The following is a 16,080-nucleotide window of genomic DNA, read 5'->3' as shown; positions in this document are numbered from 1 at the left end:
ATGGGAGGGGGAGGCGCGTGATGCGAGGGGCGGTCTAAGAAAAAAGGCCCCCGGTCAAACCGGAGGCCTTTTGCGCGCTAGGGAACAAGGCGCGATGGACTCACCGTCGACCGACCGGATTCACATCACGCCACCACCAGTTGTTGAGGGAAGCTGCGGACTTCGTCATGGCTGGTGGCTCCTTTCCAGATACTCGAAGGTTCGCGCGTCTGCGCGTTGCGTGCACTATAGCACAGTGGAGCGTGTACAGGAAGGACGATTCCCGCGAATGTTTCACATGCGTTTCGCGGCTCGCGACGTGCGCGATGGGAACAGGTCCATCCGGGTAGCGCGCATGTCCGCCGTGCGTTCGCTCAGCGGGCGTTCAGCTTGGAGAAGTCGTCGACGATGACGTCGAGGCAGCTCGGCAGGACGCGCGCTCCGAACACGCCCGTGTTGTTGGGAATCACCTCGCCGTCGAACTGCATCCCGAGCGAGGGCGTGCAGGTGATGCGCGCCTCCTTGGCCTGCATCATCTTGAACTGCGGGCGGCCGAGGCCCTTGCCCGCGGGGTCGAGTACGCCGGCGAGCAGGGTCGGCAGCAGCTCGACGGTCTTCGCCGGCTCGATGACGGTGATGTCGATGAGGCCGTCGTCCATGCGGCAGTCGGGGAACAGGTTGATGTCGTTTTGGATGACCGCGGTGTTGCCCACCATGCAGCCGATGCCGTCGAATTCGTCGACCTCGCCGTCGTGCTCGATCCTGAAATGCGCGACCGGCGGTTCCGGCGTGGCGAGCGCCGCGAGCGCGTAGGCGACCTCGCCGATCTCGCGCTTGCCCGGCGCAGCCTTCTCCATGATCGCCGCGTCGAAACCCGAACCGGCGATGATGGTGAAGCCGTGACGCTGGATGTCGCCCGCCTCGTCTTTCCAGTACAGCTCGCCCATGTCGACGCTGCGCGTCCGGCCCGCGCGGCAGGCCGCGGCGAGCGCCGCCGCCTCGGGGGCGTTGCCGATGTTGTTGAAGAACAGGTTCGCGGTACCCGAGGGGAAGACCAGGACCGGCACGTGCGTGTCGCGCAGGCAGTCGAGGACGCTCGACACGGTGCCGTCGCCGCCGGAGACGACGACGCGGTCGAACGAGCGCGCGTCCGCCGTCGCGTCGGGCGCTTCCATACCCGGGCCGATGAAGCGCATGCAGATCTCGTCACCGGCTTCGGACAAGGCGCGGGCGAAAGCGAAGATCTCGTCGGAGCGAGGCCCCGACGCGGGGTTGTGGACGATGAGGTGGCGCATGGTTCATCCGATCGGATACATCGAGGGCGGATAAGGCTTCCGTTATCCTACCCGTTGGATATCGGTCGATGCGGTGCCGCGTGTTCCGCTGCTGCATCTCCATATCGCGTTGCTTCTCGTACCGTGCCGGACCCCGGGGCGCGAGGTCCATGCGTTGCGCGGACGGCCTGCCCGGCGACGAAGCGTGACGTTTATCGGGTATCCCGTTCGCCGCGGGTGCGGATGTGCCGTCATGCGATAATGTGACCCGAGCCGCGCCTGCGCCCGTATGTCCATGCGCTCGCGTATCGGCTCGCGACCGTTTCATGCCATCTGCGTACCCCGGGGGTTTCTCAGCGATATGTATCTATCCACGACAGCGGATCTCCAGGCGTTCTGCGAACGCGCCCGCGCGCATCGCGCGGTGGCCATCGATACCGAGTTCTTGCGCGAGCGGACCTACCGTCCGCGTCTGTGCCTGGTCCAGGCGGCGACGCCCGACGAGTGCGTCGTCATCGATCCGATCACGATCGGCGACCTCGCCCCACTCGCGGACCTCATGGCCGACGAGGGTATCCTCAAGGTGTTCCACGCCTGCTCCCAGGACATGGAGGTCCTGATCGACGCGCTCGACGTCCTGCCCGCCCCGATCTTCGACACGCAGGTCGCCGCGGCGTTTCTGGGCGAGCGCATGCAGATCTCCTACAACGGGCTCGTCCATGCCTTCTGCGGCGTCACGCTGCCCAAAAGCGAGTCGCTGACCGATTGGTCGCGCCGTCCGCTCACCGACCGCCAGATCGAATACGCCGTGGACGACGTTCGCTATCTGATCGAGGCGTACGACGTCATACGCGAGCGGCTCGAGGCCTCGGGGCGTCTCTCGTGGGTCGTCGACGAGATGGTGCCGCTCACCGACCGGTCCCACTACGAGGTCGATCCGCGCCAGGCGTTCCGCCGGGTCAAGCGCATCAGCGCCTGCACGCGTCGCCAGCTCGCCGTCGCCCGTGAGCTCGCCGCGTGGCGGGAGCGCCGCGCGATGCAGCAGAACGTGCCGCGCAAGTGGATCATGTCCGACGAGGTGCTGATCGCGCTCGTCAAGCGCGCTCCGCACGACGCCGGCGACTTCCGCCGCGTGCGCGGTACCGAGCAGCTCTCCGAGCGCGACGTCGAGGCGGCGTTGCTCGCCATCGCGCGCGGCCGCAGCTGCCCGACCGATCGGCTCCCCAGCATCGGCCGCGCCCACCGCTCGCCCTCGCCCGAAGCGGAAAGCGTCTGCGATCTCATGTATGCGCTGCTGCGCATCGTGTCGGAGCGCTCCGGTGTCGCCACGGCGCTCATCGCCGGCCGAGATGACCTGTACGACTACATCGACCATCCCGAGCGCAGCCCCTTGCGGGAGGGGTGGCGTTTCGAGCTCGTCGGGTCGCTGCTCGACGACCTGCTCTCGGGCAACATGGGGCTCACGGTTAAAGAGGGTGCGGTCGAGATACTGTAGCCGCGCGTTCGGGGTACAAGGATGCCATGCGGTGCCGCTCCGGGCCCCGCGGGTGAAGGAGTGAAGATGTTTCCCTATTACGGTTTCGGTATCGATCCGTCGTATCTGCTGCTCGTCGTGGTGTCGCTGGTGCTCGGCCTGGCCACGCAGTCCTATATCGACTCGACCTATCGCACGTGGTCGAAGGTGCCCTCCGACGGTTCGTCGGGCGCCGACGTCGCGCGGCGCATGCTCGATGCGAACGGGTGCTCCCGTGTGGGCATCCGCCGTGTCGCCGGACGCCTGACCGACCATTACGATCCGCGTGACGACAATCTGTATCTGTCGGGCGACAACCTGAGCGGCGGTTCGGTCGCGAGCGTCGCCGTGGCGTGCCACGAGGCCGGCCACGCGATCCAGCGCGAGCAGGGCTTTCTCATGATGCGCGTCCGCACGGCGCTCGTGCCGGTGGTCAACTTCTCGCAAAACATGTGGATGATCGTGTTCATCGCCGGCGTCGCCCTGAATATCGCCGGCCTCACCACGCTCGCCATCCTGCTGTTCGCCTTCTCCGTGTTGTTCCAGGTCGTGACCCTGCCCGTCGAGTTCGACGCGAGCCGCCGTGCCGTCGCCTACATCCAGGCGTCGGGCATGAGCGAGATCAACGTGCGCGGGGCGCGCAAGGTGCTCACCGCCGCCGCGCTCACCTACGTCGCCGCGGCGCTGACGTCCATCTTGCAGCTCATCTACCTGCTGGGACGCACCAATCGCGACGAATAGCCGCCGGCGTGCGCGCCGATGGGCGGCCGTGTCCGCACGGCGCGCTACACTGGGGATGACGATGACGGACGGATGTGGGGAGGTATCGTGTCCGGTTGGAACCTGACGGGTCGCGTGCCCGATACCGCGACGGATGCCGCCGCGGACGACGCGCTGTCGGTATCGCAGGCCGTCGAGCTCGCGGCCGACGCGCTCGACGCCATACCGCAGCTCGTCGTGCTGGGCGAGGTGACGGGCTTTCGCGGCCCCAACGCGCGCAGCGGCCACTGCTATTTCCAGATCAAGGACGACTCCTGCGCGATCGACTGCATCATCTGGCGCGGCAGCTACGCCAAGCGCACGTTCGACTTGCGCGACGGCATGCAGGTGATCTTCACCGGCGGGTTCAACCTGTACAAGGCCACCGGGCGCATGAGCTTCGTGGCGCGTTCCTTCACCCTGGCAGGGGAGGGCATGCTGCGCCAGCAGGTCGCCGCCCTCGCCGACAAGCTGCGGCGCGAGGGCCTCATGGATGCTTCGCGCAAGCGGCATATCCCGGTGTTCTGCACGCGCGTCGCCGTGGTCACGTCGCTGTCCGGCGCGGTGATCGACGACGTCAAGCGCACGCTGCGGCGTCGCAATCCGCTCGTCGAGCTCATCTGCGTCGGCTCCAAGGTGCAAGGCGAGGGCGCGCCGGCCGAGCTGATCGAGGGCCTCGCCCGCGCCGCCGCCATCGAGCCCGCGCCCGACTGCATCCTGCTCGTGCGCGGCGGAGGTTCGTTCGAGGATCTCATGACCTTCAACGACGAGCAGCTGGCGCGTGCGGTCGCCGCCTGTCCGGTGCCGGTCGTCACGGGTATCGGGCATGAGCCCGACAACTCGATCTGCGACATGGTGAGCGATCGGCGCTGCTCGACGCCGACCGCCGCTGCCGAATCGGTGGCGCCCGCCATCGGCGACCTCGTGGATGTGCTCGATGCGCGCGAGCGCCGCATGGCGGTCGCGATGTCCGGTGCGGTGAGGACCCGTGCGAGCGATCTTTCCGCTATGGGCGAGCGTGCCGCCCGTGCGATGCGGGCGCGTCTGGAGCGATCGGCGCTGGCGCTTCGCGCCGCAGCGGACCGGCCGTGCCTGGCCGATCCGGCGTGGATGGTGGAGCGCAGGCGTTCGGATTTGGAGCAGACGGCGGAACGCATGGCCTCGGCCGTCGAGCGCTCGCATCGGCGTTTCGCCGACGCCTTCGAGCCGCTGCCCGCGCGGCTTGCCGGCAGCGTTTCGGGCCTTGCGCCCAAGCATCGCGAGCTCGAGCTCGCCGCCTCGCGCCTGCAGCGGGAGGGCCGCGCGCTCCTGGCGATCCGACAGGCCGACGTCGCCCGCGCGGCGGCGTCGCTCGACGCCCTGTCGCCGCTCAAGGTGCTCGCGCGCGGGTATTCCATCGCGTACGGCGCCGATGGCGTGGCGACGAGCGCCGCCCGCTTCGAACCGGGTGACACCATGCGCGTGCGCTTTGCCGACGGCAGCGTGACGGCGCAGGTCGAGCGCATCGAGCTTGCCGAGCCGAAACCCGACCCCTCGCGAGCATGAGGACGATATCGACACGATCGAACGGATAAGGAGACCCATCATGGCCGATCGCAAACCCGTAGACGAGCTGACGTACAAAGAGGCGTCCACGGAGCTCGAGCTCATCATCAGGAGCCTGGAGTCCGGCGACATGGAGCTCGAGGAGTCGCTCGAGAGCTACACCCGCGGCGTCGAGCTGCTGCAGAGCCTGCGCTCCCGCCTCGAGGACGCCGAGCAGAAGGTGAGCGTGCTGCTCAAGGACATGGACGGCACCGATACGCTCGTGCCCGGCGAGGCCGCGGACACATCTGATACCCTGAACCTGTAGCGATAGGGTCGGGCCACGGATCGGCCCGATCGGGAACGTGGAGGTAACGACCCATGGATGACTGCATCTTCTGCAAGATCGCCGCTCACGAGATCCCCTCGACGGTGGTGTACGAGGACGACCTGGTCATGGCGTTCGACGACCTGAACCCGCAGGCGCCCGTCCACACGCTGGTGATCCCCAAGCAGCATTACGCCAACATCGTCGACGGCGTGCCGGGCGATGTGCTCGCCGCCATGACGCATGCGATCGGGGAGGTGGCGCGCGCGAAGGGCCTGACCGACGGTTTCCGCGTCATCGCCAACACCGGCGCCGCCGCCGGCCAGACCGTCATGCATTTCCACATGCACGTGCTCGGCGGCACCGATCTGGGCGAGAACCTGCTGTAGGGTCCGTCCGCCGATGCGATGTTCGCGCCCGGCCTGGCCGTTTCCGTGGTCAGGCCGGGCGTGTCATGCCGCGGCTTCACCGTATTGCCGCGCCGCACTTCGACGGCTGTGGCGCCTCGGGGCGAAGCGGCTGTCCTTCGTACCCATCGCGTATCGCACGCGTGGGTTCGTATACCCGAAATTGTCCTAACGGTGGTTCTTTTATTCCGTAGAGGCATGATTGGGCGTATGATGGAAGTTGTTGTGAGTCCGTCGGGATGGTTCGACGGAACCGAATTCACGAGATGGGAGATCCATGAACGTTCTCGTTGTCAACGCGGGCAGCTCCAGCCTTAAGTATCAGCTGCTCAACACCGATACCCGCGAGGTCTTCGCGAAGGGCAACTGCGAGCGCATCGGCATCGACGGTTCCTTCATCGGCCATGAGGAGAACGGCGTCAAGGGCAAGCTCGAGGTCGCACTGCCCGATCACAAGACCGCCATCTCACATGTCTTCGAGATCCTGAAGTCCGTCGACCAGCCCATCGAGGGCATCGGCCACCGCGTCGTTCAGGGCGGCTGGTACTTCCCCGAGTCCGCGGTCGTGACCGACGAGACCCTCGGCTGGGTTCGCGAGGTCGCCCCGCTGGCGCCGCTGCACAACTACGCCGAGGCCGACGTCATCGAGATCTGCCGCGACATGTTCCCCGAGCTCGGCAACGTCATCGTGCCCGACACCGCCTTCCACTACAACATGCCCGAGAAGGCCTGGCGCTACGCCATCCCGCGCGACATCGTCGACAAGTACCACGTTCGCAAGTACGGCGCCCACGGCACCAGCCACCGCTTCATCTGGCGCACCGTGCACGAGGTGATGGGCGACAAGACCCATAAGCTCGTCTCCTGCCACCTGGGCTCCGGCGCCTCCCTGTGCGCCATCGAGGACGGCAAGTGCATGGACACCACCATGGGCCTGACCCCGCTCGACGGCCTGATCATGGGCACCCGCTGCGGCACCGTCGACCCGGCCACCGTGTTCTACCTCAACCGCGTCGCCGGCATGAGCATCGACGAGATCGACACCATGATGAACAAGCAGTCCGGTCTGCTGGCCGTCTCCGCCAAGTCCTCCGACTCCCGTGACATCGAGGAGGGCGCCAACAACGGTGACGCCAACTGCCAGATGGCCATGGACATGTTCTACTATCGCACCTCCCAGCTGTTCGCCGAGATGGCCGCTTCCATGGAGGGCGTGGACACCATGGCCTTCACCGCGGGCATCGGCGAGAACTCCGTCACCATGCGTGCCGGCGTGGCCGAGCGTCTCGGCTGGATGGGCGTCAAGATCGACCCCGAGCTCAACAAGATCCGCTCCGACGAGCCGCGCGTCATCTCCACGCCCGACTCCGCGATCACGGTCCTCGTGGTTCCCACCAACGAGGAGCTCATGATCGCCCTCGACGTCGAGGAGCTGCTGGGCTAAGGCTCTCGCATATCGCGTGCCGCAAGGGGCTGTGCCGGATACTCGGTACAGCCCCTTTTCGATGGCTCGTTTCGGGATGGAGCCGTTTCGGATCGTCGGGTCATCGAATAGGAAAAAGGGCCTTCGGGAAGTTCCCGAAGGCCCTTTCGTGCGAGGCGATGTGCGACGTAGCGCTACTCGGCCATCTGCGCCTGGACGGCGGTGATGGCGACGACGCCCACGATGTCGTCGGCGGAGCAGCCGCGGGACAGGTCGTTCACCGGCTTGGCGATGCCCTGCAGGATCGGGCCGTAGGCCTCGGCCTGGCCGAAGCGCTGGACCAGCTTGTAGCCGATGTTGCCGGTCTCGAGGTTAGGGAACACGAGCACGTTGGCGTGGCCGGCCACGGTGGACTCGGGAGCCTTGAGCTGGGCCACGGAGGGCACGATGGCGGCGTCGAGCTGCAGGTCGCCGTCGACGGCGAGCTCGGGCGCCTTCTCCTTGGCGAAAGCGGTGGCCTCCTGGACCTTCTTGGCGGTGTCGCCGCCGGCGGAGCCCATCGTGGAGTAGGAGAGCATCGCGACCTTGGGCTCGATGTCGCCCATGAAGGTCTTGAAGGAGTTGGCGGAGGCGATGGCGATCTCGGACAGCTCGTCGGAGGTCGGGTCGATGTTCAGGCCGCAGTCGGCGAACACGAGCGTGCCGTCGGCGCCGAACTCGGGGGTCTTGGTGCACATGACCATGAAGGCGGAGACGAGCTTGGTGCCCGGGGCGGTCTTCAGGATCTGGAGGGCCGGACGCAGGGTGTTGGCGGTGGAGTGGCAGGCGCCGGAGACCAGACCGTCGGCATCGCCCATCTTGACCATCATGGTGCCGTAGTAGGTGGCGTCCATGACCTGGGCGCGGGCCTGCTCGATGGTGACGCCCTTCTTGGCGCGCAGCTCGGCGAACTTCTGGGCGTAGGCCTCATGGTTGGGGGCATCGGGCGACGTGGGGTCGATGACCGTGACGCCCTCGACGTCGATCTCGGCGGGGTTGCCGAGGATGACGAGGTTGGCGAGGTCCTCCTCGACGATCTTCTTGGCAGCCTCGATGGTGCGCGGGTCCTCGCCCTCGGGCAGCACGATCGTCTTCTTGTCGGCCTTTGCCGCGGCCTTCATGCGGTTCAGGAAATCACTCATGATTCTCCTCAAGACGTCGGCCCACATGCGCCTACGCACATGTTGAGCATTCCTTGTGTGGCAAGGTCCATTATAGGATTTGAGCGCTATAATCCACTAAACATTTTGTCGCGGCGTTGTGCCGCGCGTGTGTTTTGTTACGCGAACCCGACTGAGGAGTTTCGATGCAGGTCACGTCTGGTTTACCGGAGACGTTCAATCCCGATCTTTACGACATGATCGTCGTCGGGGCGGGGTATGCGGGGGCGGTGTGCGCCCGCCGTCTTGCGGAGACCTCGGGATTCCACGTCGCCGTGCTCGAGCGTCGCGACCATATCGCCGGCAACGCCTACGATTGCCTGGACGACAGCGGTATCCTCGTCCACACCTACGGTCCGCACATCTACCACACCTTCAACGAGCGTGTGCACAACTTCCTGTCCCGCTTCACGGAGTGGACCGACTACCAGCACAAGGTGCTCGCCAACATCCACGGTACGCTGATGCCGGTGCCCTTCAACCACAAGAGCCTGCTGTTGGCGTTCGGCGAGGAGCGCGGCGAGCAGCTCTACCGCAAGCTCGTCGACACGTTCGGCGAGGGCAAGAAGGTCCCCATCATGGAGCTTCGCGCTAAAAACGACCCCGAGCTCGCCGAGGTCGCGGACTACGTCTACGAGAACGTGTTCCTCCACTACACGATGAAGCAGTGGGGCAAGACCCCCGACCAGATCGATCCGTCGGTGACCGGCCGCGTGCCCATCTTCATCGGTGACGACGACCGCTACTTCCCGCAGGCGCCCTATCAGGGCATGCCCGCCGAGGGCTACACCCGCCTGTTCGAGAACATGCTCGACCACGATCTGATCGACGTGTATCTGGGTGTCGACGCTCGCGATATCTTCGAGATCGGGGAGACCACCGTATCGGTGTGCGGCAAGGTCTACGGCGGTGAGATCGTCTATACCGGTCCGCTCGACGAGCTGTTCGGGCTCGACCTCGGCGCGCTTCCGTACCGTACGCTCGACATGGAGTTCGAGACGCTCGATGTCGACCGGTTCCAGCCGGTCGGTACGGTGAACTACACCACGAGCGAGGATTTCACGCGCATCACCGAGTTCAAGAACATGACGGGGCAGGTCGTTCCCGGCAAGACCACGATCATGCGCGAGTACAGCCATGCCTACGAACCCGGCAGCGGCCAGACGCCGTACTACGCGATCCTCGATCCCGAGAACCGCGCCCTGTACGAGCGCTATCTCGACCGCGTGGTGAACCTGACCAATTTCCATCCGGTGGGCCGTCTGGCCGAGTACCGCTACTACGACATGGATGCCGTGACGGACTCGGCGCTCACCCTTTCCGACGAGATTATTTCCTGCCATGCCTGATTCCGCTATGCACAAGGTGGTGACCTTCGGCATCCCGTCGTATAACGCGGCCGCCGACATGGATCGCTGCATCACGTCCATCCTCGAGGGCTCGGGGTACGCCTCCGACATCGAGATCATCATCGTCGACGACGGCAGCGTGGACGACACGCCCGCCAAGGCCGACGAGTGGGAAGCCCGCTACCCGGGCATCATTCGCGCAGTGCATCAGGAGAACGGCGGCCACGGCATCGCCGTGCTGTCCGGCCTGCGCGAGGCGAGCGGCACCTACTACAAGGTCGTCGATTCGGACGATTGGCTCGACGCCTCCGCGCTCTCCACGATGCTGACCATCCTGCGCGGGTTCGAGGAGCGCGGTACGCGCGTCGACCTGTTCATCTCGAATTACGTGTACGAGAAGGTCCATGAGGGCACGCATACCGCGATCAGCTATCGCAGCGCCCTGCCGCGCAAGCGCGTGTTCACGTGGGACGAGGTGGGCCGCTTCCGCCCCGACCAGAACCTGCTCATGCACAGCCTGTGCTACCGCACCGACGTGTTGCGCGCCGCGAACCTCCCGCTGCCCGCCCATACGTTCTACGTCGACAACATCTACGCGTATGTGCCGCTGCCGCGCTGCAAGACGCTCTACTACGCCGATGTCGACCTGTATCGCTACTTCATTGGGCGCGAGGGCCAAAGCGTCAACGAGGCCACGATGGTCAAGCGCCTGGACCAGCAGTTCCGCATCACGCGCATCATGATGGAGGCCTACCATCTGCATGACGACGTGGAGCCCGCGCGCCTGCGTTCGTACATGATGCACTACTTCACGATGATGATGTCCATCTGCTCGGTGTTTTCCAAGCTGTCCGACAATCCGGACGCCAAGACCTGGTTGCGCGAGCTGTGGGCAGACCTCAAGGCGTACGACGAGCGCATGTACCGCCATGCACGCTACGGCCTGATGGGCGTCGGCACGAACCTGCCCAGCCGCGTCGGCGAGAAGACGACCATCGGCTTGTACCACCTGGCGAGCAAGATCTTCAAGTTCAACTGATATGGGTGAGCGGGCCCGGCGTATAGCCGGGCCCGCAGTCGTTCGGCGCGACGTCGTAGGCCGTCCTTAGGGATGAAGATGCCCGCTCTGGCCGCAATGTGGCGGGAGATACGGATTGGACGCGGCCTCATGGCTTCGATTGGGTGGCTGGTTACAAAAACGGCTAGTTTCTAGTTACTTCTGGGCTTATGCACGACCGTATAAGGGCCTCGCGCCCCCTCAGGCTTTATGAGGTGCCTTGGAATCACTGAGTAGATAATATCCGATATATATTACATTCATATTGATGGATCGGCAGCTGGCTGATCGAGCCTGAGGTTTCGTATTTCAACTAGAAACTGCTCGATTTTGTAACCAGCGCGGAGAGCGAACGATTCGGCGTTTAAATCGGTGAATAAAGCAGGCGGAAACCCTAGTCGTTCTCATGCGGCGTCGTATATTATCGCCTCGCAGGCACGGTTGGACCCTCAAGCGGATAACCCGGCTTGTCCGACGCGCCGATAGGGGCGGTTCGGCTCGTATCATCATCGGCTGTCGGCGCCGGAATCGCCGATCCTGCTGACGTGCGCCTTCTATATCGTGATGGCGCCCGTCGCGAGCATGACGATGGCGGCGACGGCAGCCACGGCGATGACGGCGGCGATGATCTTCTCGCGCCCCGTTAAGATGACCGTCTCGCCGTATTCGCGGCGCGCCTTTGCGTAGAACACGATGCCGGGGACATAGGCGATACAGCACAGCATGAGCTGGTAGATGCCCGACAGCGCGATCGCCACCACGAGGAACGTCGTCGCGAAGGCGCCCAGGATGCACGAGCCCATCATGCCCTCGGAGCGTCGTGCCCAGGCGTACCGCGCCATATATGCCGCGGCAAGTCCCCACGATATGACGATGGATGCGGTGCACAGCGAGTAGGCGAACTGGTAGGCGGCCTCCGAGAACAGCATGACGATTGAAAGCACCTGGATCATCGCGCCGGTGGTGATGAGGCATGCGGTCGGCGCTCCGTAGATGTTCTGCTCGGCGAAGACGCGCGGCAGCAGTTCCATCCTCGCCATCTCGTTCATGGCTTCGGATGCGAGAATGGTGTAGGACAGCCACGCGCCGAAGATCGAGACGATCAGTCCGGCGGAGATGAACGCTCCGCCCCATGAGCCCACGGCATGCTGGAAGATATAGGGCATGGAGGGGGAGTCGAGCGCCATGAGTTCCTCGCGCGAGAGGTAGCCGTAGGGGAGCACGGATGCGGCGACGTAGATGACGACCAACGCCGTGCAACCCAGGATGGTCGCACGGGAGACATCGCTTTTCCTGCGCGCGCGGTGGCCGAGGACGCTCGCGCCCTCCATACCGACGAACACCCACATCATGACCATGAAGCAGTTGACGATCTGCGTGGGCACGTCGCCAGGCGCGCCCTCGCCGCCGAGGTTGTTGGCGACGTTACCCCAGAAATCCGCGGTGAACAGGGCGGGATCGAACAGCAGGAGCATCGTGACGATGAACGCGAAGATCGGAACGAGCTTGCAGGTCATGACGATGGCGTTGATGACCGAGGCCTCCTCGACGCCGCGATTCACGAGCAGCACGATGATCCAGTTGAGTACCGAGATGAACACGACGGCGCCGACGGTCAGCGGACCGGAGAACGGCGGGAAGAAATAGCCGATCGCCGTGGCGAGCATGACCCCGAAGGCGACGTTGCCGATCCAGATGGAAAGCCAGTAGCCCCAGCCCGAGACGAAGCCCACGAACGGCCCGAACCCCTCCTTCGCGTAGGCGACGATGCCGTTCAGATCGGGCCGGTAGATGGAGAGGTGTCCGAACGACGTCGCGAGCGCCATGAAGCCGACGCCGCTGATGGCCCATGCGATGAGCGCCGGTCCCGGTGCCGCGGCGGCGGAGATGTCGGTCGACAGGGCGAAGACGCCCGATCCGATCGAGGAGCTCACGACGAGCGCGATAAGGCCGAACAGGCCGATGCCCTTCTTGGAAGTCGAGGTGGACGGGGCGGTGCTCGTGTCGTGGGACATGGGGGCTCCTTGGGTGAATGTGAATAAAAGGCCCTGCCGTTCGTATGGCATGGCCGGCGAGTTCCCTGCACGCCGGTATCTTCTACCCCACATTGTGCATACGGCAGCGTCGCGATCGTATGAGAATTCCCCTTGGCGGCATCGTGGACGCGGTGCGCGGGACGATACGGGCGGGCCGCGCACCGCGCATGCCCGCTCGGCGGGGCGCGCTGAGACAGCGTGCGATGGATCGCGTCGCGATAAGGCGGATCGCGCCCCACCTGCTGCGCCGCGACGGCGGGGCGGTATAATCGGTGCGACGTCGAGTGAGAAGGAGGACCGGCATGTCTGCGACCCGCGTCGCCATCATGGGTATCATCGTCGAGGACACCGACTCGGTGGAGGAGCTCAACGAGCTTCTGCACGAGTATCGCGCCTATATCATCGGCAGGATGGGCGTGCCCTATCGTCAACGTTCCGTGAGCGTGATCTCGGTGGCGCTCGATGCGCCGCAAGATGTCACATCGGCGCTCGCCGGCAAGGTCGGATCGCTTACGGGTGTGAGCGTCAAGACCCTGTACTCCAACGTCGTCGCCGAGCAGGATGCGGCCGATGCCTGATACGCTCCCGCTTTCTCGGGGCATGGAGCTCATCGATCGGCTATCCGTCGATCATGAGCTCGAGCTGGGGGAGTACGAGGGCCTTGTGGCGTCGTTTTGCCCTGAGCTCGCTTCCTATGCGGCGGGGCGTGCGTGCGAGGCGCGGCGGTCGGTATACGGCGATGATGTCTTCATCCGAGGTCTCATCGAGATCGGCAGCTATTGCCGAAACGATTGCCTGTATTGCGGGCTGCGCCGCTCCAACCGCGGCGCCGAGCGCTACCGCCTCTCACGTGAGGAGATCCTCGCATGCTGCGAGGAGGGCTATCGTCTCGGGTTCCGCACCTTCGTGCTGCAGGGCGGCGAGGACGCTGCCTTCACCGATGAGGTCGTCTGCGATATCGTCGCATCGATCAAGGAGGCCCACCCGGACTGCGCCGTGACGCTCTCGCTCGGCGAACGGAGCCGTGAGAGCTATCGTGCGCTGTTCGACGCCGGTGCGGATCGGTATCTGCTGCGGCACGAGACGGCCGACCGTGCGCACTACGCCCAGCTTCATCCCGCGGGGCTTTCCTGGGAGCGGCGCATGGCGTGCCTGCGCGAGTTGTCGGACATCGGCTATCAGGTGGGCTGCGGCTTCATGGTCGGCTCGCCCCACCAGACCTCCGCGACGCTCGCCCGGGACTTGAAGCTCGTTGAGGGTTTCCGTCCGGCGATGTGCGGGATCGGACCGTTCATCCCGCACCATGCGACGCCGTTCGCACACGAACCCGCCGGCTCGGCCGAGCTCACCTGCTATCTTCTCTCGCTGCTGCGCCTGATCGACCCGGGCCTGCTGCTGCCCGCGACGACCGCCCTGGGTACACTGGACGCGCGCGGACATGAGCGCGGGATGCTCGCGGGCGCCAACGTGGTGATGCCCAACCTCTCGCCGATAACGGTGCGGCGGAAATACGAGTTGTATGATAATAAGGCGTGCGCCGGGAGCGAGGCGGCCGAGGGACTGGCCGAGCTTTCGCGGCGTATGGAGGCGATCGGATACCACGTGGTGGTCGATCGCGGCGACGTGCGACGTCGCGCGACGGAATAGGGGCGCTTCCCGCCCCGTCGCATGGTAGGGCACCGGGACGTATCGCCGCGTCCGGTGCGAACGGATCTGAGGGGAAAGGCCCTGGCCTGACCTCGAAGGAGGTATACATATGGCGACGTATGACCCGAGGTCCCGCTCTGCCGAGGACTTCATCAACGACGGGGAGATTCGCGAGACCCTCGACTACGCCGCGGCGCACGCGCATGACGTGCCGCTGATCGAATCGCTGCTCGAGAAGGCCCGCCCGCAACGTCAGGGCAACGGCTACCGCTGCGCGGGTCTCACGCACCGGGAGGCGAGCGTCCTGCTCGCCTGCGAGGTGCCCGAGCTCAACGAGAAGATCTTCGAGCTGGCGCGCCAGATCAAGCTCACCTACTACGGCAACCGCATCGTACTCTTCGCCCCGCTCTATCTCTCCAACTACTGCGTGAACGGCTGCACGTACTGCCCGTACCACGCCAAGAACAAGCATATCGCGCGCAAGAAGCTCACGCAGGACGAGGTTCGCCGCGAGGTCATCGCCCTGCAGGACATGGGCCACAAGCGCCTGGCGATCGAGGCGGGCGAGGACCCGCGGATGAACCCCATCGAGTACATCCTCGAGTGCATCGACACCATCTACTCGATCAAGCATAGGAACGGCGCCATCCGCCGCGTGAACGTGAACATCGCCGCCACCACGGTGGAGGAGTACCGTATGCTCAAGGATGCGGGCATCGGGACCTACATCCTGTTCCAGGAGACCTACGACAAGAAGAGCTACCTCGAGCTTCATCCCACGGGGCCCAAGCATGACTACGACTACCACACCGAGGCCATGGACCGCGCCATGGACGGCGGCATCGACGACGTGGGCCTGGGTGTGCTCTTCGGTCTCGAGAAGTACCGCTACGAGTTCGCGGGCCTGATCATGCACGCCGAGCATCTCGAGGCCGTGCACGGCGTGGGGCCGCACACCATTTCCGTGCCGCGCCTCAAGCGCGCCGACGACATCGATCCGGACCAGTTCGACAACGGTATCGACGACGACACCTTCGCCAAGATCATCGCATGCATCCGCATCGCGGTGCCCTACACGGGCATGATCATCTCCACGCGAGAGAACGAGGCCGTGCGCGGGCGGGCGCTCGAGCTTGGCATCTCCCAGATCTCCGGGGGCTCGCGCACGAGCGTGGGCGGCTACGACGAGGAGGTGCGCCCGCACGACTCCGAGCAGTTCGACGTCTCCGACCAGCGCTCGCTCGACGAGGTGGTCCGCTGGCTCATGCAGCTCGACCACATCCCGAGCTTCTGCACCGCATGCTACCGCGAGGGGCGCACGGGGGACCGCTTCATGAGCCTGTGCAAGAGCGGCCAGATCCTCAACTGCTGTCACCCCAATGCGCTCATGACGCTCGCGGAGTACCTCGTGGACTATGCATCGCCGGCCACGGCGGAGGTGGGCTGGCCGCTCATCGAGCGCGAGCTGGCGCGCATCCCCAAGGAGCGCACCCGCGAGATCGCGCGCGAGCACATCGCCGCTATCCGCGACTCCAACCGTCGCGATTTCCGTTTCTAACGTCCGGTCGGCAGGTGCCCGAAGAGG

14 protein-coding genes are annotated in these 16,080 nt (G+C 65.2%); 11 read left to right on the top strand and 3 right to left on the bottom strand.

The window, feature by feature from the left end; all coding sequences use genetic code 11:
* Window positions 1-353: 353 nt before the first annotated feature.
* A complete protein-coding gene (locus tag I6E04_RS02095) occupies window positions 354-1,274 on the bottom strand; it encodes a diacylglycerol/lipid kinase family protein (RefSeq protein ID WP_235421496.1) in 921 nt (306 codons plus the stop codon).
* A 340-nt stretch (window positions 1,275-1,614) separates the two neighbouring features.
* Between I6E04_RS02095 and rnd the strand changes: the two genes are divergently transcribed.
* The 6 genes from rnd (at window position 1,615) to I6E04_RS02065 (ending at window position 7,228) form a co-directional block, all read left to right on the top strand.
* On the top strand, window positions 1,615-2,748 hold the full coding sequence (rnd, locus tag I6E04_RS02090) for a ribonuclease D (RefSeq protein WP_235421495.1): 1,134 nt from the start codon (window positions 1,615-1,617) through the stop codon (window positions 2,746-2,748).
* 66 nt (window positions 2,749-2,814) lie between these two features.
* Entirely contained in the window at window positions 2,815-3,507 is a 693-nt protein-coding gene (locus tag I6E04_RS02085; protein WP_235421494.1) for a zinc metallopeptidase, read from the top strand.
* A gap of 87 nt (window positions 3,508-3,594) precedes the next feature.
* Complete coding sequence (gene xseA / locus I6E04_RS02080) at window positions 3,595-5,070, top strand: exodeoxyribonuclease VII large subunit (protein WP_235421493.1); 1,476 nt, start codon at window positions 3,595-3,597, stop codon at window positions 5,068-5,070.
* 40 nt (window positions 5,071-5,110) lie between these two features.
* Entirely contained in the window at window positions 5,111-5,377 is a 267-nt protein-coding gene (gene xseB, locus I6E04_RS02075) for an exodeoxyribonuclease VII small subunit (protein ID WP_235421492.1), read from the top strand.
* Between the two features lie 53 nt (window positions 5,378-5,430).
* Window positions 5,431-5,766, top strand: coding sequence for a histidine triad nucleotide-binding protein (locus I6E04_RS02070; RefSeq protein WP_235421491.1), 336 nt, complete (start codon window positions 5,431-5,433; stop codon window positions 5,764-5,766).
* Between the two features lie 295 nt (window positions 5,767-6,061).
* Window positions 6,062-7,228 carry an acetate/propionate family kinase gene (locus I6E04_RS02065; RefSeq protein ID WP_235421490.1) on the top strand — a complete coding sequence of 389 codons (1,167 nt, stop codon included), beginning with the start codon at window positions 6,062-6,064 and terminating at the stop codon, window positions 7,226-7,228.
* 173 nt (window positions 7,229-7,401) lie between these two features.
* Here the strand turns inward: I6E04_RS02065 and pta are convergent, their stop codons facing one another.
* Window positions 7,402-8,388, bottom strand: a complete 987-nt coding sequence (gene pta, locus I6E04_RS02060; protein ID WP_235421489.1) for a phosphate acetyltransferase — start codon at window positions 8,386-8,388, stop codon at window positions 7,402-7,404.
* 164 nt (window positions 8,389-8,552) lie between these two features.
* Between pta and glf the strand changes: the two genes are divergently transcribed.
* Window positions 8,553-9,755: a UDP-galactopyranose mutase gene (gene glf / locus I6E04_RS02055; RefSeq protein WP_235421488.1), complete on the top strand. Its 1,203-nt coding sequence runs from the start codon at window positions 8,553-8,555 to the stop codon at window positions 9,753-9,755.
* A 7-nt stretch (window positions 9,756-9,762) separates the two neighbouring features.
* Window positions 9,763-10,794: a glycosyltransferase family 2 protein gene (locus tag I6E04_RS02050; RefSeq protein ID WP_235421518.1), complete on the top strand. Its 1,032-nt coding sequence runs from the start codon at window positions 9,763-9,765 to the stop codon at window positions 10,792-10,794.
* Window positions 10,795-11,366: 572 nt separating this feature from the next.
* On the opposite strand, the gene I6E04_RS02045 is transcribed toward I6E04_RS02050, so the two are convergent.
* Window positions 11,367-12,827 (bottom strand): basic amino acid/polyamine antiporter, encoded by a 1,461-nt coding sequence (locus I6E04_RS02045; protein ID WP_235421487.1) that lies wholly within the window; start codon window positions 12,825-12,827, stop codon window positions 11,367-11,369.
* A 323-nt stretch (window positions 12,828-13,150) separates the two neighbouring features.
* On the opposite strand from I6E04_RS02045, the gene I6E04_RS02040 reads away from it, so the two are divergent.
* From I6E04_RS02040 to hydG, 3 genes are all read left to right on the top strand, one after another.
* Window positions 13,151-13,426 carry a TM1266 family iron-only hydrogenase system putative regulator gene (locus I6E04_RS02040; protein ID WP_235421486.1) on the top strand — a complete coding sequence of 92 codons (276 nt, stop codon included), beginning with the start codon at window positions 13,151-13,153 and terminating at the stop codon, window positions 13,424-13,426.
* Window positions 13,419-14,495 carry a [FeFe] hydrogenase H-cluster radical SAM maturase HydE gene (gene hydE, locus I6E04_RS02035; RefSeq protein WP_235421485.1) on the top strand — a complete coding sequence of 359 codons (1,077 nt, stop codon included), beginning with the start codon at window positions 13,419-13,421 and terminating at the stop codon, window positions 14,493-14,495. Before I6E04_RS02040 ends, hydE begins: the two co-directional genes overlap by 8 nt.
* Before the next feature lie 109 nt (window positions 14,496-14,604).
* Window positions 14,605-16,053: a [FeFe] hydrogenase H-cluster radical SAM maturase HydG gene (gene hydG / locus I6E04_RS02030; protein ID WP_235421484.1), complete on the top strand. Its 1,449-nt coding sequence runs from the start codon at window positions 14,605-14,607 to the stop codon at window positions 16,051-16,053.
* Window positions 16,054-16,080: the final 27 nt, after the last annotated feature.

It is taken from the genome of Collinsella tanakaei (assembly GCF_021531055.1).
Lineage (GTDB): Bacteria > Actinomycetota > Coriobacteriia > Coriobacteriales > Coriobacteriaceae > Collinsella > Collinsella tanakaei_B.
This window is presented reverse-complemented; position numbering and strand designations above follow the sequence as displayed.